The sequence below is a fragment of the Streptomyces palmae genome (assembly GCF_004684805.1).
GTDB classification, from domain to species: domain Bacteria; phylum Actinomycetota; class Actinomycetes; order Streptomycetales; family Streptomycetaceae; genus Streptomyces; species Streptomyces palmae.
In genome coordinates this window covers 1-21,105 of the sequence record NZ_SRID01000082.1, presented here as the reverse complement: position 1 = coordinate 21,105, position 21,105 = coordinate 1, and the positions used below count along the sequence as shown (strand labels likewise).

Sequence of the window (21,105 nt, the reverse complement as noted above, 5' to 3'; positions counted from 1 at the left end):
CGCCCGCCCAGCTCGATGCCCCGCTCGTCGAAGATGCCGATGTCGCAGGCGTTCCCCTGGGTGCCGGCCGGCACCTGGGGCTTGTCGTAGCCGTACGACACGGAGATCTCCCGCACCCCGTCGGGGACCTCCACCGGTAGGTAGACGAAGTCCGGAGCCCCGGTGGGCAGATGCCCCCGCACCGTACGGGTCTGCTCGCCGCCGCCGTCACCGTCCGCTCGCTGCTCGGCGTGGGCGAACACCACCGGTTCGAGGGTCAGCGCACCCGCCGCCCCGGCCAGTGCCGAGATCCTCAGTACATCGCGTCGTCGCATCCGTGCCCCCAGAGTCGGACGTGCCCAGAGTCGGAAATGTGGCGCCGCCACCGTTGTACGCCGAAGCGGCGTCCGGCGGAACGCCCGCGGATGGCGCGGCGACGTCATACGGACATCCGGGGGAACACCCGACGGGGCGACGCCCGCGTCGGCACCGGAAGCGTGCGCGGTCTCCGCGGGGCTCGACGACGAAGGGGCCCGGGATGTGTCCCGGACCCCTTCGTGGAAGCCGTCGCCCCATCGGGGACGGTGCGTCACCGCACCTCCCGTCGCGTGCCGTGCGGTCAGCCTGCCGCGGCGGCGAGGATCACGTCCACCAGGCGTTCGGCCGCGTCGGGGCGCCCGTGCGCCCGGGCCGCCGCCGCCATCGACGCGCGCCGCGCCGGATCCACCAGCAGCGGGCCGACCGCCTCCCGCAGCCGATCGGCGGTCACCTCGCCCTCCAGGGAGATCGCCGCGCCGGCCTCCTGGAGGTGCCGGGCGTTGTGCGCCTGCTCGTTGCCGGCGGAGGAGGCCAGCGGCACGAAGATCGCGGGCTTGCCGAGGGCGGTCAGCTCCGCGAGGGTGCCGGCGCCGCTGCGGGAGATCACCACGTCCGCGAGGGCCAGCACGTCGGGCAGCTCCGGGCCGACGAAGCCGGTGAGGTAGTAGCGGGCCGCGAGGTAGGGCGGGAGCATCGCCGCGTTCGCCCGCAGCTCCTCGACGTTCGCCGGCCCGCACTGGTGGATGACGTTCGCGTACTCGAGAAGCCAGGGCAGGGCCTCCCGGATCACACCGTTGATCTGCTGCGCGCCCTGGGCGCCGCCGGTGACGTAGAGGGTGGGCAGCCGCGGGTCGAAGCCGTGCAGCCCCAGGGCGGCGACCGCCCGGTCCGGGCGCCCGGACAGGACCTCCGGCCGCACCGGGTTGCCCGTGACCACGGCCGCGGACCGCACGCCCTCCGGCAGCAGCGGCAGCGAGGACTCGGAGGACACCGCGATCCGGGCCGCCGAGCTGGCCAGCTTCCGGTTCGCGAGCCCGAGGCGGACCGTCTGCTCGTGCAGCACCAGCGGGCGCTTGCACATCCGGGCCGCGAGCCCGGCCGGCACGGCGACGTAACCACCCGTCGCCAGCACCACATCCGGCTGGAACTCGCCGATCACCTTGCGGGCCTGCGCGACACCGAGCGGCACCCGCGCCATGTCCTTGATGTTCGCCGGGCCGAGCATCTTCAGCGGGTTGGAGGACCGCCGGATCTTCCCCGTGGCGACCGTGGTGAAGGGGATGCCCTCGGCCGGCGCGACCCTGGCCTCCAGACCGGTCGGCGTGCCGATCCAGAGGACGTCGAGGGTCCCGCCGCCGGCCGCCAATCGGGCCTGCAGGGTACGGATCGCGGTGAGGGCGGGATACGTGTGACCGCCGGTCCCTCCGCCCGTGACGACGAGACGGAACGCGGCTGGGAGGCGAGGAGCAACATTCACCCGGCGCACCTTACTGCTTACGCACCCCCCGGGCGCACCTGAGCCCCGGGCAGCGCACCCCGCCCCCTCGTTCCCCGCGCACCGGGAGTCCCGGGTCGCGCGTGCCGCACCACGGGCCCGCGCCGCGAATTCCGTACCGCCAGGCCCGTACCGCGAGCCCCGCCACGCGAACCCACTCGCGAGCCCCGACACCACGAGCCCCGTACCGCGAATCCCGCACCAGGAGCCCCAACATCGCACCTGGGCCCCGTACCGCGAGCCCCGCAACGCGAACCCACTCGCGAGCCCCGACACCACGAGCCCCGTACCGCGAATCCCGCACCAGGAGCCCCAACATCGCACCTGGGCCCCGTACCGGCAGCCCCACTTCAGCAGCCCCCACCGCGAATTCCACCCCACGAGCCCCACCCCGCGCTCGGGCCCCGCCGGTGACCACGGTGCCACGGCCGCTCGTATCCTCGGGGGATGACCAAGAGCGCGCAGGGACCCCAGTCACCCGCCCCCACCGCCAACGCCATGCGGCGCGCTCTCAAACGCGCCCGTGACGGGGTCGCGCTGGACGTCGGCGAGGCGGCGGTGCTGCTCCAGGCGCGCGGCGCGGACCTGGAGGACCTCGCCGCCTCGGCCGCCCGGGTGCGTGACGCGGGGCTGGAGGCCGCGGGCCGGCCCGGCGTCATCACCTACTCCAAGAGCGTGTTCATCCCGCTCACCCGGCTGTGCCGGGACAAGTGCCACTACTGCACCTTCGTCACCGTCCCCGGCAAGCTGCGGCGCGCCGGCCACGGGATGTTCATGTCCCCCGACGAGGTGCTGGAGATCGCCCGCCGGGGCGCCGAACTGGGCTGCAAGGAAGCGCTGATCACCCTGGGCGACAAGCCCGAGGAGCGCTGGCCGGAGGCGCGCGAGTGGCTGGACGCGCACGGCTACGACGACACCATCGCCTACGTCCGGGCCATGTCCATCCGCATCCTGGAGGAGACCGGGCTGCTGCCCCACCTCAACCCGGGCGTGCTGTCCTGGACCGACTTCCAGCGGCTCAAGCCGGTCGCCCCGTCCATGGGCATGATGCTGGAGACCACCGCCGAGCGGCTGTGGAGCGAGCCGGGCGGACCCCACCACGGCTCCCCGGACAAGGAGCCCGCGGTGCGGCTGCGGGTGCTGGAGGACGCCGGGCGCTCCTCCGTCCCCTTCACCAGCGGGCTGCTGATCGGCATCGGCGAGACCTTCGAGGAGCGCGCCGAGTCGCTCTTCGCGCTGCGCCGGGTGGCCCGTTCGTACCACGGCGTCCAGGAGCTGATCATCCAGAACTTCCGCGCCAAGCCGGACACGGCGATGCGCGGCATGCCGGACGCCGAGCTGGACGACCTGGTCGCCACGGTCGCCGTCGCCCGGCACATCATGGGCCCCGCGGGCTGCCTCCAGGCCCCGCCCAACCTGGTCGACGGCGAGTACGAGCGGCTCATCCGCGCCGGAATCGACGACTGGGGCGGCGTCTCCCCGCTCACCCCCGACCATGTGAACCCCGAGCGCCCCTGGCCGCAGATCGACGCCCTCGCCGAGCGCTCCGCGGCGGCCGGCTTCCGGCTGGCCGAACGGCTCTGCGTCTACCCGGAGTTCGTCCAGCGCGGCGAGCCCTGGCTGGACCCGCGCCTGCTGCCGCACGTCCGGGCGCTGGCCGACCCGGCGACCGGGCTGGCCCGCCCCGAGGCGGTGCCGCGGGGGCTGCCCTGGCAGGAGCCGGACGAGGGCTTCACCGCCACCGGGCGCACCGACCTGCACCGCACCATCGACACCGAGGGCCGCACCCACGACCGCCGGGACGACTTCGACGAGGTGTACGGCGACTGGGAGGCGCTGCGCGAGCAGGCCGCGCCCGGCATGGCGCCGTCCCGCATCGACACCGACGTACGGGCCGCGCTGGCCACCGCGGCCGACGACCCCACCCGGCTCACCGACGCCGAGGCACTGGCCCTGCTGCACGCCGACGGGCCGGCGCTGGACGCGTTGTGCCGGATCGCCGACGAGCTGCGCCGCGACACCGTGGGCGAGGACGTCACCTACATCGTCACCCGGAACATCAACTTCACCAATGTCTGCTACACCGGCTGCCGGTTCTGCGCCTTCGCCCAGCGCCGCACCGACGCCGACGCCTACAGCCTCTCCCTGACCCAGGTCGCCGACCGCGCCCAGCAGGCCTGGGAGGTGGGCGCGGTCGAGGTCTGCATGCAGGGCGGCATCCACCCCGACCTGCCCGGCACCGCGTACTTCGACATCGCGCGGGCGGTCAAGGAGCGGGTGCCCGGCATGCATGTGCACGCCTTCTCCCCGATGGAGGTGGTCAACGGCGCCACCCGCACCGGGCTGTCGCTGCGGGAGTGGCTGACCGCCGCCAAGGAGGCGGGCCTGGACAGCATCCCCGGCACCGCGGCCGAGATCCTCGACGACGAGGTCCGCTGGATCCTCACCAAGGGCAAACTGCCCACCGCCACCTGGGTGGAGGTCGTCAAGACCGCCCACTCGCTGGGGCTGCGCTCCTCCTCCACCATGATGTACGGCCATGTGGACCAGCCCCGCCACTGGCTCGGGCACCTGCGGCTGCTGGCCGAGATCCAGCAGGAGACCGGCGGCTTCACCGAGTTCGTCACGCTGCCGTTCATCCACACCAACGCCCCGGTCTACCTGGCCGGGATCGCCCGCCCCGGCCCCACCGCCCGGGACAACCGCGCGGTCACCGCGATGGCCCGGCTGCTGCTCCACCCGCACATCACCAACATCCAGACCAGCTGGGTGAAGCTGGGCGCCGAGGGCGCCGCCGAGATGCTGCGCTCCGGGGCGAACGACCTGGGCGGCACGCTGATGGAGGAGACCATCTCCCGGATGGCCGGCTCCTCCTACGGCTCGTACCGCTCGATCCGGGACCTGGTGGCCATCGCCGAGGCCGCGGGCCGCCCGGCCCGTCCGCGTACCACCGGCTACGGCGAGGTGCCCGAGGAGCGCCGGCAGGCCGCGCTGGCCTCGGACGGCCATCTGCCGGAGCTGCTGCCGGTGCTGGGGGACTGAGGCTCGGAAGGGCCCCGGCGCGGCCACGCCGCACCGGGGCCGGGGATCAGGCGTCCGGCTTGCGCCACATGGTGGAGATGACCGGGCCGCCCCTGGGTGCGGTGACCTCCTGGACGACCGTGAAGCCGAAGCGTTCGTAGTAGGTCACATTGACCGGGTTGGTGGACTCCAGGTAGGCGGGCAGCCCGGCCTCGTCGCAGCGGTCCAGCCGGGAGCGCAGCAGCGCGGTACCGGAGCCCTGGCCGCGGACCCGGGGGTCGGGGTCGGTGCCGACGATGGACAGGTACCAGTGCGGCTCGGCCGGGTGGATCTTCTGCATGGCGCCCATGAAGGCCGCCGCCCGCGCGGAGCCGCGGCCCGAGGCCCGTATGTACGAGGGCAGCGCCAGCAGCTCCCGCCAGGCGGGCTCCTTCCAGTGCCCGGGCGGATCCCACAGCGCGCCACCGGTGATCCGGCCGCTCCCGTCGGTGGTGAACTCCGACGCCCCGTGCCGCAGGTGCTGGTGGCGCAGCATGGTGGAGAACACCTTGGGCAGCGCCCGCCGCCGCACCTCCGGGTCCGGGAAGATCCAGCTCATCACCGGGTCCTCGTGGAAGGCCCGGGCCAACACCGCTGACAGCTCGCCGACATGCTCGTGCCGGGCGACCGTGATCTGTTGTGGCATGGGTCGATGCTAGGGAGGAATCCGCGGCGAGATCGGCGGAACGCGGGGGTCCGCCCGGTTCGGATCGGCGGCCCACCGCCCCCGCCGCGGCCCGGCTCCCGTTCTCCTCGGTCCACTACAGTGCGAGGCCGGGCCCGGGACCGGCGGACACCAGGAGGAAGGGGCGAGGCCATGAACGCGAGCGGCGGGACGGCGGCGGGCGTGTGGGGCCGCGCCGAACAGCAGGACTACCGCAGCCGGGTGCGCGGCTGCCTGCTCGGCGGCGCGATCGGCGACGCCCTGGGCGCGGGCATCGAGTTCGCCTCGCTCGCCGAGATCCGGCGGCGGCACGGGGAGGCCGGGGTGACCGACTACGTGTCCGCCTACGGCAGGCGCGGCCGGGTCACCGACGACACCCAGATGACACTGTTCACCGTGGACGGGCTGATACGGGCCCAGGTGCGGCGGGACACCGGCGCCTGGCACCCGCCCACCGACATCCACGCCGCGCACCGCCGCTGGTACGCCACCCAGCGCGACTGGGGCCCCGACGAGCGCAAGGCGGACGACGGCTGGCTGGCCCGCGAGGAGTGGCTCTACGCCCAGCGCGCCCCCGGCCGGGCCTGCCTGTCCGGACTCGCCGACGCCGCCATGGGCACCCTGGACCAGCCCAAGAACCCCGACTCCAAGGGCTGCGGCGCGGTGATGCGCTCGGCCCCCTTCGGGCTGCTGGTGGGCTGGGAGCCGCAGCTGGTCTTCCAGCTCGCCATCGAGTGCGCCGTGCAGACCCACGGCCACCCCACCGGCTATCTGGCGGCCGGCGCCTTCGCGCTGATCGTGCACGGGCTGGCGCGCGGTGAGGACCTGGAGGGCGCGGTGCGGCGGGCGATGGCTCACCTGGCCGACCAGCCCGGGCACGAGGAGACCACCGACGCCCTCCAGCGGGCGCTGGACGCGGTCCGGCAGGGGCCGCCCACCCCCGAGCGGGTGGAGTCCCTGGGCGAGGCATGGGTCGCCGAGGAGGCACTGGCGATCGGCGTGTACTGCGCGCTGGTGGCCGAGGACATGCGCCATGGGCTGCTGCTCGCGGTCAACCACGGCGGGGACAGCGACTCCACCGGCTCCGTCTGCGGCAACCTGCTGGGCACCCTGCACGGTGAGACGGCGCTGCCGCCGGCCTGGCTGGCCGAGGTGGAGGGCCGGGCGACCATGCTGGAGCTGGCCGACGACTTCGCCATGGAGATGACCCAGGGCCCCGCCCTGCACGGCCCCGCCGCCTCCGCGCCCGCCTGGCTGGGCCGCTACCCCCGCGCGTAGCGCCGGTGCCGGGGAGGCCGAGGGAGCCGGAGCCAAGCCGGAGCCAAGCCGGCGCCAAGCCGGAGCCGGGGGAGCCGCTACCCGTGCGCGCAGGGGGCCCGTACGCCCCGGGCGCGCCTGCGGGCCCGCGCGCGGCGCCGGCGGCGGGGCGGGTGGAAGCGGGCGATCCGGTCCGTTCCCGAGCGCCGGTGTCGTAACGTGAGGGGAATCTGTGTTCGGCAACGAGACCACCGCCCCGGCAGCGGTGCGACGCCCGGAACGCAGGGCGTCGCGCCGACCGCGAACCAGAAGGATGCCTCAGTGACCACGTCGCCTCAGCCGCCCGAAGAGCCGATCATCCCGGACGACGTGTGGGAGAAGTTCACCAGCGACACCGAAGCGTCCATCCGGGCCACCGCCCCCAAGGAACCCTCCGCCCGCGCCCGGCTGGTCACCCGGCGGCTCCAGGAGGAGCAGGATCAGCAGCGCGCGGCGGGCGAGCGGGGCGAGGCGCCGCGGACCGGGAAGCGGTCCTGGCGGGAGCGCCGGCAGGCCCGGCGCGCCGGCTTCGGGCCGGAGCGGGCGCCCCGGCCCGCACGCCCCGGCGGCAGCTTCCTGGACCGCTTCCGGCTCCCCATCGTGCTGGTGCTCACCCTCGCCGTCGGCCTGCTGATCTGGGATCCGATGGCCGCGATCCGCTGGCTGCCGGGTGTCGGGGGCTCCGACGGCGGTTCCACCGCCGATGCCCCGCCGAACCCGGGCCAGTCCGGGAAGCCCGCGCCGCCCACCGGGTCGGTGCCGCTGATCAGCCCCGCCCGGGCGTTCCCGGACGCCAAGCCGAAGCTCCCCTCCGGCGCCGGCTTCGAGCGGGTCAGGACGGTCCGCTCCACCACCTGCCCGCAGCGGGTGAGCACCGGCCTCGAGCGGGTGATCGGCGACAGCGGGGCGGGCTGCGCCCAGCAGATCGCCGCGCTCTACACCGACTCCGCCCATCAGGCCCGGTTCAGCCTTACCGTGATCACCTTCGCGCTGCCGGAGGATCTGGGTCTGGTGCTGGCGATGGCCTCCTCCCACCCCGAGGAGTACCGGGTGGACTCGCTCGCCCCGGCCGCCGGCTCCCCGCTGCCCCAGCTCGCCAAGGGCGCCTCGGAGACGCTGCACCGCATGGGTACCGAGCGCTCGGTGGTCTTCGCGAACGCCCAGTGGGCCGAGGGCGCCGATCAGGACGCTGCCCGACTGTCGCGGATGAACCGCGAGCTGCTCGACTACGTCGCGGACCAGGTGGCCGAGTTCGAGGAGGGCCAGTCCCACCCCAAGGGCAAGAACCCCGAGCGCCACCCCACCCCGCCCGCCACCACGCGCGACGAGGAACCGGCCGCCGCGGTCTGAGCCGACAGGCCCCGGGTCGGCATCTTCACAGGATCTCCCGGGGAATGGGACAGGAAATTCACCATTCAGCGCAGGGAATTACCGGCAGTGGCCGCGGAGTGGCCGGTGTGTCGGCGTGCGCCGGTGTGTGTCGGCGTGTGTCCGCGCGGGTCAGCGTTTATTCATGTCTCCCCGGTAATTCCCCACGGCACCGGCCTTACGGGAGAATCCGGGCCGGATACCGGCGAAACCGGCTCCGGGCAAAAGCAACGGGCCCTCTCGGCTGGGACGGCGACCGGTCGAGGGGCCCGCTGGCAATGCTGCCATGTGGTGCTTTCCTGGACATCAGGCGATGTCGAAAGCCCCACCGGAGACGTCGGTGACGAAGGCGGCCCAGGACTCAGGGGTGAAGCTCAGGGCCGGTCCCTGGGGGTCCTTGGAGTCGCGCACGGCGATCGCCTGGGTGGTGGGGGAGGCCACCTCCACGCAGGCGCCGTTGCCGCCCGAGTAGGAGGACTTCATCCAGGCGCTCTGCTGTCCGAGCTGAATTGACACGTTAACTCCGATGCATGGATCGCGTTCGGTTCGGGTTTTCCCGCCTCCTTGGGGAGGTCTGATCGACGGTACTGGGCAACTTACGTTCCGGGGCGAGGCGTTCACTCGACCGGATGGCATATTCCATCGCTGCCTTCCGTGTTTCCTGAGGGCGGTGTACCCTCCGCCTCCCTCCGTCAACTCTGGGTAATTCGTCCGAGATGGTCCCGAGCCACCGCGGAGATGAACTGTCGGCTGGCCTCCACGTTCAGCGCCTGCGCCCGCAGGTGTTCGTACATCATGCTGTAGCTCTGCACATCGCTGAGTTTCTCCAGGTAGAGATCGCTGGTCACGCCTTCCAGGTAGACCACGCTGGTGTCCGACTCGTCAGAGAACTCCAAGATGGTGAACTGCCCGTTCATGCCCGGGTGCGAACCCATGTCGAAAGGCAGCGCCTGCACGGTGATGTGCGGCTCGTAGCTCATGCGCACCAGGTGCTCCAACTGGGCGCTCATGACCTGCGGGCTGCCGACCACCCGGCGCATCGCCGCCTCGTCCACCACCGCCCACAGCCGCAGCGGGGACGCGGGGTCGTTGATCCGCTCCTGCCGCCGCAGCCGCACCTGGATCCGCTGGGCGAGTTGGTCGGTCGGGGCCTCCGGCAGCGCCCCGCTGATCACCGCCTCCGCGTACTCCGGGGTCTGCAGCAAGCCGGGCAGGATCTGCGGCTCGTACACCCGCAGCGAGGCCGCGTCGGTCTCGAAGCCGATGTAGACGCTGTACGGAACATCGCCGAAGGCGTTCCACCAGCCCTGCTGGCGGGACTCCTTGGCCATTTGCATCAGTGATTCGACGAGGTGCTTGTCCTCGACCTTGTAGACCCGGCAGAGGTCGCGCACATCGCGCTGGCTGATACTGCGCCGTCCGTTCTCCAGTCGACTGATCTTCGACTGGGAGACCATCAGTTCCTCCGCCACCTCCTCCGCCGTCATGCCCTTCTCCTGGCGGAGCCTGCGCAGTTCTTGACCCAACCGGCGTCGCCGAACGGTGGGGCCGACGTTGGACGTCACGAGACGTGCACCTCCGGCTTCGTACTGCTGCTTCATGCTGGTCAGCAGACTGCCACCAACGGCCCAGCGCGCGCTGGGAAATGGCCGCACCCGGTGGTGAACCCGGCGCGGAAGCCGGCCCGGGGCCGGGGCCTGCCGTCCCGGGTCCCGGCAGACGCGTGCGGGGCGGCGGCACCCGTTACCGGGTCGGTGGGGGGACTGCGTGGTGCGTCGGTGGAGCGGAATCACGCCATGCCCTGGGACGGGCGGGGTGCCGGCGCCACCTGGGGGACCAGGTGGGGCCTGGGACGCCAAAGGCGCCCGGGCGCGGCGGTGGTGCCTGAACTGGGTCGAACTGTCGCCCCGAGCCGCGGATGCCTCCGCCGCGGGGCCGGAGCTCCTGCCCGGCGGGCCGGAACTCCCTTCCGGTGGGCCGGGTCCTCAGCGGGCCCCGGCGCGGGCCATGCTCCCGCGGTGCAGCGGCTGTTGCGGAAGCCCGCGCGCGGACTCGGTCCGAGCGGCGGTCTGCCGACCACCCGGTGCCCGCCGCGGCTGCGCGGCGACGCCGTTCTGGACGTCCATCACGGCGTGTGCCACCAGCCCGCCCATCGGGTCGTGCCGGATCAGATCCCGCAGCCGGGAGCGCGAGGAGCGCCCCTCGTTCCCGGGATACAGGTGCTTGCCGAGCCCGACCGCGTGGGCCAGGGCGGCGAGCGCCGCGGTCCGCGGGTCCGGCGGCACGCCGGTGCGGATCGCGTTGTCCAGCCGGGCCCTGATCTCCCGGCTGATGGCCGTGTCCGTCGCCTGGTAGCGAGTCGTCGGCAGCACCCCGCACATCTGCCCGGCCACGGCATGCACCATGCCGCACCGTTCCAGATGCGTGAGATACGTCTGGCGCAGCCCCAACCGGGGCCCGCCGATCCAGTGGACGGCCCGCACCGGGCTGCCGCGACGGCGCAGCAACTCGAGCGCGGAGTCCAATGTCGGATCTCCGGTCGGCCGTGGCAGCACCACGGCGATACGATCCCCGTCTGGGGCTATCCGTCCTGCCAGAGCCAGCTCCACTAGCTGTGCCCCGGCAAGACCGAGGTCGAGCGACTGCGGCTGCGCCGTGGTGCCCGTGGCCGGGTCCAAGGCGAGCAGCAGAAGCTCCTCCGGAATTGTTCTGCGGCTCCTGCCCATCCATGCCTCCCCGCGTGGATGAATGACAGGGTGACCCCTCTCACATTGGTCTGTCGAGAGTGCGTGAGGGGTTCGGGTGGGAACCGGTAGGTATGTCTTTCTCGTCTAGCACGAGGGCGGGGGCCTGGTGGCCGTTCCGGCGGTGCCGTTGCACGGATCTGCCCTGAGAACACAGGACACTGGTACACGGATGACGGCGGGGCGGCGCCAGCAGCGGCGCCGTCCCGTGTGAGGTATGGCGAGGAGGCACGGTGGCGGGCGAGTCCCCCGACACGTCGGAGCAGCAGAAGTCGTCGGGGGAGGCGACTCCGGGCGAACGGGATCCGCGGCTCGCGGTCTTCCGAGAAGCGGAGGACTCCGATAGCGACCGGGAGGACTGGGAGTCGGCCGCCGAGGCCGGCTCCTCGAAGTCCCCCGAGTCGCCCGCCGACCGCGCGACCATGACGTTCCGTACGCGCTCGGCAGCCAAGGCGGATGCCGAGGAGTCCGCGTCGGACTCCAAGGGCGCTCGGTCGAAGGCGGAAGCGGAATCAGACGCCAAGGGTTCGGCCGCGGGTGAGGGCGACACCGGCAAGGCGTCCGGTGGCGACGCGGGCGCGGGCGCCTCGGATGTTCGCGGTGGCGAATCCGCGGACGAGGACGCGGAGGAGGCCTCGGCCTCCGGCGCGGTGGACGACTCGGGTGAGTCGGACGGTGCCACCGGATCCGCCGATGCGAAGGACCAGGACGAGGAGGGCTCGGCGACCGGCGCCCTGCCGGTACGTCCCGGAGCACGGGCCTCGGCCGCCCAGCGTGTCGAGGATGCCGAGGGCGCCCGGGAGAAGGGTGACTCCGACCGATCCGGGGCGGGCGACGAAGCAGAGGCCGACGACGAGGCCGAGGGCGGCGACGCCCGGCTGCGTGCCGCCGTGGCAGCCTGGGTCTCCGGTTCCGGGGACAAGGCCGCGGACTCGGCTGCCGAGGGCGCCAAGGACGCCAAGACCGCCAAGACCGCCAAGGACGCCAGGGACGCCAAGGCAACCAAGGACGCCGTGAGCGGCGAGGCGGAGCGGGACGGCGCCGGCGAGAAGACGGATCGGGCCGCGGCCGAGGACGCCGCGGAGCATGACGGCGCCGCCGAGGGCTCCCGCGAGGACACCCGCACGATGTCCTTCGGCACCCTGCGCCAGAAGTCCGGCGAGCAGGCCACCGACCGGGCCACCGCCTTCTTCGGCGCGGTCCGCTCCACGGAAGCGCCGGCCGGGGAGTCGCAGGGCGCCGACACCGATGCCGAGGCCGCCGAGCGGCGCGGCGTGGATCGGGCCACGGCGTTCTTCGGCGCGGTCCGCCCCCGTACGACCACGGAGACGGACGGCCGGTCGAAGGACGCCGACGCCAAGGACGCCGACGCCAAGGACACCGGGAACGCCAAGGACGCCAAGGAGAACAAGGGCGCCAAGGGCACCGGGTCCGGAAAGCCGGCGGGAGGGGCCGAGGGCGAGGGCTCCGCCAAGGACGACGCGGCCGGGGGCCGGGTGGACCGGGCGACCGCGGTCTTCGGGTCCGTACGGCTGCCGGAGAAGCCGGCCGGGGCCGGACAGGACGCGGACGGCAAGGCCGCCTCGGACGGCAAGCCCGCGACGGAGGGCACGTCCACGGCGAGTGGCAGGCCGGCGGCGGAGGCCGCGGGCAAGAAGGCCGGGCCCGCCGCGGCCAAGCCGAGCGCCAAGGACGCCAAGCCCGCGGCTGACGCGGAGCAGGAGGACGCCCAGCAGAAGGGCGCCTGGAAGGACGCGGTCCGCCGGGAACGCGAGCGCGCCGGCAAGGACACCAAGGACGCCAAGGACAGCCGGCCCGCCGGCAAGGGCGCCGCCGCCAAGCCCCCCGTCGACCAGGCGACCACCGCGCTCAAGGTGCCGGGTGCCGCGCCCACCACGGGCGAAGGGGGCGGTGCGGGCAAGGCCAGCACCTTCGTCCCGCTGCGTTCCGCCGACGCGCCGGCCGCCAAGGCCGGGACCGCGCCGGACGCCGGGCCGACCCCGCTGCCGGAGTCCGAGCGCACCAGGCAGCAGCCGATGCCGCCGAACGGCCAGCAGCCGCTGGACCTGCTGGCACAGCTGACCAACACCCCGCCGCCGCCCCAGACCCCGGTGCGCAGCGTCATGCGGCGGGTCAAGATCTGGACCCCGCTGGTGGTCCTGCTGCTGATCGTCTTCTGTGTCGCGCAGGTCATGCGCCCGCTGCCGGACCCCGAGCTGCGGCTGGCCGAGCAGACCTCCTTCACCTTCCCGGGGGAGCGGTTCGCGATGCCGTGGCCCGGTGAGGGCCAGGCCGCCGTGGTGGTCGAGGGCGTGGGCAGCGTGGGCGTCCACGGTGCCCAGAAGCCGGTGCCGATCGCCAGCGTCACCAAGGTCATGACCGCCTATGTGGTGCTCAAGAACCACCCGCTCAAGCCCGGTGAGACGGGCGGGCAGATCACCATCGACGCCCAGGCCGGCAAGGAGTCGAACGCCAAGGACGAGTCCCGGGTGCCGGTGGAGGAGGGCCAGAAGTTCAATCTCCGGCAGATGCTGGAGATGACGATGATCCCGTCCGGGAACAACGTCGCCCGGCAGCTCGCCCGGTGGGACGCGGGCAGCGAGACGGCGTTCCTGAAGAAGATGAACGACGCCGCCAAGGCGCTCGGCATGACCAACACCGTCTACACCGACCCCAGCGGTCTGAAGGCCACCACCAAGAGCACCGCGGTGGACCAGCTGAAGCTGGCCCGCGCGGTGATGAAGGACGCGACCTTCCGACAGATCGTGGCCACCCCGGACATCGAGATCCCCGGTGTCGGCCGGATCTTCAACAACAACAAGCTGCTGAGCAAGCCGGACCTCGGGGTGCGCGGCGTCAAGACCGGCTCCAACACGCCGGCCGGCGGCGCCCTGATGTGGGCCACCTACCGCACCGTGGGCGGCAAGGACCGCCTGGTGCTCGGCGTCACACTGGACCAGCACACCAACAGCACCGACCCCAACGCCCATCTGCAGCTCGTGCTGGACAAGTCAGAGGAGCAGATCAGGGCCATCCGCGGGGCCCTCACCGACGCCCTCGTGGTGAAGAAGGGGCAGGTCGTGGGGTACGTGGACGACGGTCTCGGGGGCAGCACCCCGGTGGTCGCCACCCGCGACCTCAAGGGTGCCGGCTGGCCCGGCCTCAACGTCGGCTTCAGCCTGACCGCGAGCACCAAGGGTGTGCCGCACTCCGCCAAGGCGGGTACGCTGGTCGGCTGGCTTACCGTGGGCAGCGGTCCGGGCCGGGCCCGGGTGCCGGTGGCGCTCCAGAAGGATCTTTCGGAGCCGTCCTTCGGTGCCAAGCTCACCCGGATCTCCTGACCGGTGTCCCGGAGCCGATGGCGGCTCGCACCGCCGAACACGACCTTCCAGGCCGCCGTCCCGCACCGCGGGGCGGCGGCCGCCCGCGCCAGCGTCGCCAGCCCCCTCGACGCGTCCGTTCCGTCCGGTAGGGAACCACGGGACAGCGGGACGGCGTGGACCTGTGGGGGAGAGCGTGGGGGAAGACGGGGAGTACCGCAGTGACGACCGTGGACCCGACACGGGCCGAGGAGAGTGGTGGCCGGACCGCCCGCACCGCCGGGCGGATACCGGGTCAGCGCGGCACGGCCCGCTCCGGCGCCGCCGCCCCACCGCACCCCGATGTGCGTCGTACCCGGACGGAGCGTATCCGGAGCGTAATCTTCCATCCTGTGCCGGCCGCATTGCTCCTCGCAGCCCTGCTGCATCTGCTGTGGGTCGCGCTGCTGGCCAACAGCGGCGGTGATCTCGCGGCGCAGGACGCGTGGGCGGAGTTCGCGCTCCAGCACCCGGACCGGGCGTACAACCTGTCCTGGTACGGCGGGATGCACCCGGTCTCGTACAGCGTGATCTCGCCGTACCTGATGTCCATCCTGGGCGTCCGCACCACCATGATGATCGCCGGGACCCTCTCGGCCGGGCTGCTGGCGCTGCTGCTGGTCCGTGCCAAGGTCGCCCGCCCGATGTGGCCGGCGCTCTACGGCACCGTGGCGCTGGTCTGCAACGCCATCTCCGGCCGGGTGACCTTCGGCCTGGGCGCCATGTTCGGCCTGGCCGCCATCGCGGTGATCTTCGCCTGGCCCAGCAAGTGGCGCTCGCACCGCTGGACGCACAAGCTGGCCCGCTCCTCGCTGGCCGCCCTGCTGGCCGCGCTGTCCACCATGTCCAGCCCGGTCGCCGGGCTCTACGTGGGCATAGTGGCCGCCGCGCTGTGGCTGACCAAGCGGCGCCCCGCCTCGTACGCCATCGGGCTCACCCCCGTCGTGGTCGTCGGGCTGTCCGCCTGGCTCTTCCCGTTCTCCGGCAAGCAGCCGATGATCTTCTGGTCCACGCTGCTGCCCGTCATCACCGCCTTCGCCATCTGGTACGGCGCTCCCAAGCAGTGGCGCACCATTCGGGTCGGCGCGGTGCTGTACGGCATCGGGGTGATCCTGGTCTGGGTGATCCCCTCCCAGATCGGCACCAACATCACCCGGCTGAGCATGATCTTCGGTGGAGTGGTGCTGATCGCCGCGCTCTCCGAGTACGCCAGGCCGGCCGGCCTGGACGCGGTGCGCCGCACCGCCACCGGGCGCAAGTGGCTGATCCTGGTCCTCGGCCTGACCACGGTCAGCATCTGGCAGGGCGTGAAGACCGCCGACGACATCATCCACACCACGCCCGACGCGGCCTGGAACCGCCAGCTGGCGCCGCTGATCGACCAGCTCGACCGGGTGGAGGCGGACCGCGGCCGGGTCGAGGTGGTCCCGGTACGCAGCCACCGCGAGGCCTCCGCCCTGGCCCCGTACGTCAACCTGGCGCGCGGCTGGAACCGGCAGGCCGACATGGAGCGCAACCCGATCTTCTACGGGGAGGAGGACGAGCCGCTCGACCCGAACGAGTACCGGGCCTGGCTGGACCGCTGGGCGGTGCACTACGTGGTGCTGCCCAAGGACGAGCCGGACGTCTGGGCGAAGTCCGAGGCCGAGATGCTCGCCAAGGGCCTGCCCTATCTGCGGCAGGTCTGGTCGGACGCCAACTGGAAGCTCTACAAGGTCACCGACCCGACCCCGATCGCCGACCCGCCCGCCACCGTGATCCGCGCCGGCGCCGACGAGCTGGTCCTCAAGGTCGAGGCCGAGGGGCCGGTGCTGGTCCGCATCCCGTACACGCCCTGGCTCGGCCTGGTGAAGGCGGACGGGGACGGCATCAAGGCGCCCAAGCCGGTGATGGACGGCGGCCGGCCGGTCAACCAGTACGGCTGCCTCACCAAGCAGGTGCAGGAGGCCGAGGAGGGCCAGCCCAGGGACGAGTGGATCGTGCTGCACGCCCCGCACCCGGGTACGTACCGGATCGCCGCCCCGTACCAGTTCCCGCGCGGCACGGCCTGCCCGGACGACATGCTGGAGTAGCACGGGAGAGTGGTTCCGGCAACCGCCTGCCGCGTGACCCTGGCGCAACCGTCCGTACACCCAAGAGACTTGGGTGTACGGACGCGTGCCGGGGGAGACGCGCGGGGAGACGACGGGACGGGGACTGTGCCACAGGGCATCGTGATCGAAGTCGAGGGCGGGCAGCGGGACCAGGACGCGGAGCTGCGCGGCGTCGAGGGCTGGCTCGCGGGCGACGAGGATTTCACCGGCCACTGGGAGTTCTCGGCCCGCCCGGCGGCCGGCACCGCCGGTGTGCTCCAGGAGCTGACCGTGGCACTGGCCACCACCGCGCTCACCGACGCGGCCCGGTCCCTGGTCGGCTCGCTGGCCGGCTGGGTCCGTACCCGCCGGCGGCTGGACCGGGGCGAGCCGACCGTGGTGCTGCTGCGGGTGCCGGGCCGCGACCCGGTGGAGATCACCGAGGACGACCTGACCCCCGAGAAGGTGCCCGAACTGGTCCGACGGGTCAGGGAGGAGCTGGAAGCGGCCACGTCCGGCGAGGGATGAGCGATGCCGGGACGGGCGCCCGACCCCGAACGGTCCCGGGCCCTGCTGGTCGGTATCCCCGAGGTCCTGGAGGGCGGGTTCGACCGGCTCGACTACGTCGACGCCAACCTGGAGGCCCTCCGGGACGCGCTCACCCGGCCCCCGAACGGCATCCTCGCCGCCGACCGGGTCACGGTGCTGCGGTCGCCCAGCCGCGCCCAGTGGCACCACGAGCTGCGGAAGGCCGCCGACCAGACCGGTGACCTGCTGCTGTGCTACTTCGCCGGCCACGGCTACCGGCACGCGCTGACCAATGTGCTCCATCTGATGACCCGGGACGCCGACCTGGACGGCGATCTGCACGGCACCGCGCTGGCCTGGGCCGAGATACTGGCCGCGGCCCGCAGGCCCACGGTGCGGCGCGCGCTGTTCCTGCTGGACTGCTGCTTCTCGGGGATGGCCGCCCAGAAGCACGGCGGCGGCGAACTCGGCCACTACATCCTCGCCTCGGCCGCCCCCACCAGGACCCAGCCCGCCACCGCCCTGCCGAACGGGCGCAGCCCCTTCACCGACGCCATCGTCACCGAGATGCTGCGCGGCGGCCCGGCCGAGTCCGGCGGGCTCACCATGCACACCCTCTTCAACCGCCTCCACGAGAGGATGCGGGACTGGCCGACCCCCCATGTCACCGACGGCTGGGGCCCACGCAACGGCAGCGGCGGCGACGGTCCGGACATCCTCCTCTCCCGGACGGTGACCGCCGGCTCGCCGAAGACGGGGGCGCCTGGCGGCGCGGCGACCGGCCCGAAGGCCGCGGACGGTACGGTCCCGAGCGGTTCAGCCCTCAGCGGCAGGGATCCGAGCGGTAGGGACCCGAGCGGTACGGACGTGGACGGTTCAGCCCCGAGCGGTACGGACCTGAGCGGCGGGGGCCCGCGCCGTACGGACCCGAGCGGTACGGACCCGAGCGGCGGGGGCCCGCGCCGTACGGACCCGAACGGTAAGGACCCGAGCGGCACCGGCTGGGACGGCGCGGGCTCGGGGGGAGCGGTGCCGGAGGGCGGCGGCTCGGACGGTGTGGTGCCCGACGGCCCGGGCGATCCGGCGCCCGACGACGCGGCGCCCGACCATGAAGGCTCCCCGCCCTCGCCTTCCGGAGCTTCGGATTCCGGTCAGGTCCGGCGGCTGGCGCGCACCGTGCGCCGGTGGTGCGGTCGGCACCTGCGGGCGACGGCCGGGATCGGCGCGGCCCTCGCGGTGCTGGTCGCGGGCGGGGCGTACCTGCTGCGGGACGGCGGCGAGGCGCGGGGCGCGTGCCCGCCGCCGGTGCAGCTGCGCCTGCTGGCCTCCACCGAGAACCGGGCCGCCGTCACCCGCGCGGTGGCCGCGTACACCGCCTCCGAGGCCAACCGGCGCCGGCTGGACTCCGCCGACCACGCCCCGGCCGACTGCCGCCGTACCAACATCACCGTCTTCGACGCGGGGGCCGGCGACATCGTGGAGGCGTTCGGCGCCACCCGGGCCTGGGCCGGCCGGCCGGCATCGGCCACCACGGACGGCTGCCGCCCGGCGGACGGCAGTACCGACAGCGCCGCCGAACGGGGCGCGAACTGCCGGGAGCCGCTCCAGGACATCGGCCCGCAGCCGGACCTCCTCGCCCTGGGATCCAGCGCCGAACTCGCCCGCGTCCAGGACCGCGCCGAGCACGCCCGGGGCCCCGCCGCGATCGTCCCGCTGGGCCCCGGCGGCTACTCCCCGCTGGTGCTCGCGGTGCCGGCCCGGCTGGAGGACCGCCTGCGGCAGCACGGCGCACAACGCACCGGCACCAGCTGGACCCAGCTCCTGGACGCACTGGACGCGGTGCGCGCGGAGGACCGGAAGGGCGGCGCACTGCCGCTGCTGCGCCCGGACCCGGCCTCCTCCGACATCGGGCTGCTGCACACTCTCGGCCTGTACGAGGCCCGGGACGGGGTGCTGGACGGCGGGCGGGCCCGCGACCCCCGGTGGGCCGAGCGGCGGGTGGACGGCCACCACCCGGCCGCACCGGACGCCGGCACCCTGCTGTGCGAACTGGCCGGCGGATACGGCGGGCAGCCCGCCCTGGGCACGGCGGCCCTGCTGGTCGACGAGCGGACGGTGGCCGACTACAACCTGGGGCGCCCCGGCGGCGTCTGCGACCTGCGCAAGCCGGTGGACGACGGCGAGCGGTTACTGGCCTACTACCCCAGCGGGGTGCCCGCGCTGGACCTGCCGTTCGCCGAGGTCCGCTGGGACGGGGCGCGGGACGGCCGGCAGCGCACCGCGGCCGTCCGCCAGTTCTACGCGTGGATCACCGGTGCGGGCCGCGACAGCTTTCTGCACGGCGCCCTCCGCGGCGTCACCGCGGAGCGGCAGCCACGCCCTGCGGACGGCGCGGCCTGGCACGACCCGGCCGAGAGCGGGGTGCTCGCCGAGGCCGAGGTGGTCACCCGGCGCCCGGACCCCGCCACCGCCGTCCGGACCGCCGCCGACTACGCGGACACCCTCGCCCCCGGCCAGGTGCTCTTCCTGGTCGACACCTCCGGCTCCATGGTCACCGGCGGCAAGCAGGCGATGCTGGACAGCGCCCTGCGGCACGCGCTGAACGCCCTGGGGCCACAGGACCGCTACGGAGTGTGGAGCTATCCCGGGTCCGCCTCCGACCCGGCATCGGCCCGGGTCGAGGTGGGGCTGGGCACCCCGGGGAGCGACCCCGGACCGGCCCGGCGGTGGCTGGACTCGCTCACCCTGGACGGCACCCGGCCCGGCGCCGCCGTCTACGAGGTCCTCCAGGAGGCGGTCCGCGCCACCCGGGGCGAGAAGCACGCGGTCATCGTGCTGATCACGGACGGGGACGACCGCCCGGAGGGCGACCCCGCCGGCGACGACTACCAGCGCTGGGCGGACACCAAGGACCGCACCGGGACCCCGGACGTGCTGGTGCTCTCCACCCGCGCCCTCGGCTGCGCCGAGGTGGAGACCCAGGTCTTCGCCAACGGCCCGGCCCCCGACTGCTTCGCCGGCCGGCCCGAGGACGCGGCCCGGCGACTGACCGACCGGCTCGGTGACTACGTACGAGGGGGCGGTACCCGATGAGGACCCGACGGCGGCCGGCCGCTGCCGCCGCTCTGCTGCTGTGCGCCGCCTGCGCCTGCGCCGGGGGCGGCGGGGACGGAGACGGGACGGTGCCCGCGCCGCGGCACACCGAGGGTGCCCGCGGCGGCCACCATGTGCTGCGCGTGGCGACCGCCTCCGACGTCACCATCGGCCCGGTCCGGGAGCGGCTGATCAGGGCCTGGGACGCGGCGCGCGAGGACTACACGGTCGAGATCGTCAGGCTGCCGGTGGCGGCGGACGGGGTACGCGGCCAGCTGATGGCCGCCCTGCAGTCGGGCAGCGCCGACTACGACGTGATCAACATCGATGTGGCCTGGACCGCCGAGTTCGCGGCGGGAGGGCTGATCCGCCCGCTCGCGGGTGACCTGCCGGAGGACATGTGGCCCAATGTGGCCGCCACCGCCCGCTACCGCGGCAGGACCTGGGCGGTCCCCTTCAACACCGACGCCGGACTCCTCTACTACCGCACCGACATCTGGAAGGACTCGGCGTGGAAGCCGCCCCGCACCTGGGAGGAGCTGGAGCGGGACGTGGGCGCCGCGCGCAGCCCCGACCAGGTCCACCGGACCTTCGAGGACGGCTACATCACCCAGCTCGCCCCGTACGAGGGGCTGACGGTCAACGCCCAGGAGGCCGTCTGGGCGCGCGGCGGGGAGTTCGTCGACGAGGACGGGGAGGTGACAGCCGGCAGCGACCGCGTGCGGTACGGGCTGGAGGACATCTACCGCGAGTACCAGCAGCTCATGCCCAAGTCCCTGGCCCGCGCCGCCGACGAGCACGACAGCTACGCCGCCTTCCGGGACGGCCGGGTGCCCTTCATGCGCAACTGGCCCTACGTCTACAACCTGCTGTCCGCGCCCGGCTCCAAGGTCAGGGGCCGCTTCGGGGTCACCCAGCTGCCCGGCCGCGACGGCAACCCCGGCGTCTCGGTGCTCGGCGGCCAGAACCTGGCGATCACCCGGCACAGCGGGCAGGCCACCGCCGCCCGGGAACTGCTGGACTACCTCACCCGCCCCGCCCAGCAGCGCTGCCTGCTGGACGCCGGCTTCGCCCCCGTCCTCAGGTCCGCCTACCGCCCTGCCACCCCCGCCACCACCTGCGCCCTACC

13 protein-coding genes and 1 pseudogene are annotated in these 21,105 nt (G+C 73.5%); 8 read left to right on the top strand and 6 right to left on the bottom strand.

Translation table 11 applies throughout. The features are described 5' to 3' along the window. Together E4099_RS11755 and E4099_RS11750 are read right to left on the bottom strand one after the other, a co-directional pair. Nucleotides 1–314 (bottom strand): annotated as a pseudogene (locus E4099_RS11755) (CehA/McbA family metallohydrolase); the annotation flags it as partial. A 284-nt stretch (nt 315–598) separates the two neighbouring features. Then, complete coding sequence (locus tag E4099_RS11750) at nt 599–1,774, bottom strand: UDP-N-acetylglucosamine--N-acetylmuramyl-(pentapeptide) pyrophosphoryl-undecaprenol N-acetylglucosamine transferase (RefSeq protein ID WP_135338949.1); 1,176 nt, start codon at nt 1,772–1,774, stop codon at nt 599–601. 465 nt (nt 1,775–2,239) lie between these two features. On the opposite strand from E4099_RS11750, the gene E4099_RS11745 reads away from it, so the two are divergent. Continuing rightward, a complete protein-coding gene (locus E4099_RS11745; RefSeq protein WP_135338948.1) occupies nt 2,240–4,834 on the top strand; it encodes a bifunctional FO biosynthesis protein CofGH in 2,595 nt (864 codons plus the stop codon). A gap of 46 nt (nt 4,835–4,880) precedes the next feature. On the opposite strand, the gene E4099_RS11740 is transcribed toward E4099_RS11745, so the two are convergent. Next, entirely contained in the window at nt 4,881–5,498 is a 618-nt protein-coding gene (locus tag E4099_RS11740; RefSeq protein ID WP_135338947.1) for a GNAT family N-acetyltransferase, read from the bottom strand. 171 nt (nt 5,499–5,669) lie between these two features. On the opposite strand from E4099_RS11740, the gene E4099_RS11735 reads away from it, so the two are divergent. After that, complete coding sequence (locus tag E4099_RS11735; protein WP_135338946.1) at nt 5,670–6,794, top strand: ADP-ribosylglycohydrolase family protein; 1,125 nt, start codon at nt 5,670–5,672, stop codon at nt 6,792–6,794. 300 nt (nt 6,795–7,094) lie between these two features. Beyond that, a complete protein-coding gene (locus E4099_RS11730) occupies nt 7,095–8,162 on the top strand; it encodes a hypothetical protein (protein WP_135338945.1) in 1,068 nt (355 codons plus the stop codon). Between the two features lie 324 nt (nt 8,163–8,486). Here E4099_RS11730 and E4099_RS11725 read toward each other — a convergent pair whose 3' ends face one another. The 3 genes from E4099_RS11725 to E4099_RS11715 form a co-directional block, all read right to left on the bottom strand. Continuing rightward, a complete protein-coding gene (locus E4099_RS11725; protein ID WP_135338944.1) occupies nt 8,487–8,696 on the bottom strand; it encodes a DUF397 domain-containing protein in 210 nt (69 codons plus the stop codon). A 176-nt stretch (nt 8,697–8,872) separates the two neighbouring features. After that, on the bottom strand, nt 8,873–9,745 hold the full coding sequence (locus E4099_RS11720) for a helix-turn-helix domain-containing protein (protein ID WP_135338943.1): 873 nt from the start codon (nt 9,743–9,745) through the stop codon (nt 8,873–8,875). Between the two features lie 420 nt (nt 9,746–10,165). Beyond that, entirely contained in the window at nt 10,166–10,906 is a 741-nt protein-coding gene (locus tag E4099_RS11715; RefSeq protein WP_135338942.1) for a GOLPH3/VPS74 family protein, read from the bottom strand. 251 nt (nt 10,907–11,157) lie between these two features. Here E4099_RS11715 and E4099_RS11710 point away from each other — a divergent pair, with 251 nt between their 5' ends. The 5 genes from E4099_RS11710 to E4099_RS11690 form a co-directional block, all read left to right on the top strand. Continuing rightward, on the top strand, nt 11,158–14,265 hold the full coding sequence (locus E4099_RS11710; RefSeq protein ID WP_135338941.1) for a D-alanyl-D-alanine carboxypeptidase: 3,108 nt from the start codon (nt 11,158–11,160) through the stop codon (nt 14,263–14,265). Between the two features lie 200 nt (nt 14,266–14,465). Then, nucleotides 14,466–16,355, top strand: a complete 1,890-nt coding sequence (locus E4099_RS11705) for an MFS transporter (RefSeq protein WP_135338940.1) — start codon at nt 14,466–14,468, stop codon at nt 16,353–16,355. Nucleotides 16,356–16,496: 141 nt separating this feature from the next. After that, entirely contained in the window at nt 16,497–16,883 is a 387-nt protein-coding gene (locus tag E4099_RS11700) for an effector-associated constant component EACC1 (protein ID WP_209446595.1), read from the top strand. Nucleotides 16,884–16,886: 3 nt separating this feature from the next. Beyond that, nucleotides 16,887–19,976: a VWA domain-containing protein gene (locus E4099_RS11695; RefSeq protein WP_135338938.1), complete on the top strand. Its 3,090-nt coding sequence runs from the start codon at nt 16,887–16,889 to the stop codon at nt 19,974–19,976. Next, nucleotides 19,973–21,105: extracellular solute-binding protein (locus tag E4099_RS11690; RefSeq protein WP_135338937.1), on the top strand; the 1,133-nt coding region annotated here is incomplete at its 3' end. The genes E4099_RS11695 and E4099_RS11690, both read left to right, overlap by 4 nt.

What these genes read in the sequence shown, in the direction of transcription:
- E4099_RS11745 (WP_135338948.1), top strand. Translation starts at nt 2,240, where the DNA reads ATGACCAAGAGCGCGCAGGGACCCCAGTCACCCGCCCCCACCGCCAAC.
- E4099_RS11740 (WP_135338947.1), bottom strand. Translation starts at nt 5,498, where the DNA reads ATGCCACAACAGATCACGGTCGCCCGGCACGAGCATGTCGGCGAGCTG.
- E4099_RS11735 (WP_135338946.1), top strand. Translation starts at nt 5,670, where the DNA reads ATGAACGCGAGCGGCGGGACGGCGGCGGGCGTGTGGGGCCGCGCCGAA.
- E4099_RS11715 (WP_135338942.1), bottom strand. Translation starts at nt 10,906, where the DNA reads ATGGGCAGGAGCCGCAGAACAATTCCGGAGGAGCTTCTGCTGCTCGCC.
- E4099_RS11695 (WP_135338938.1), top strand. Translation starts at nt 16,887, where the DNA reads ATGCCGGGACGGGCGCCCGACCCCGAACGGTCCCGGGCCCTGCTGGTC.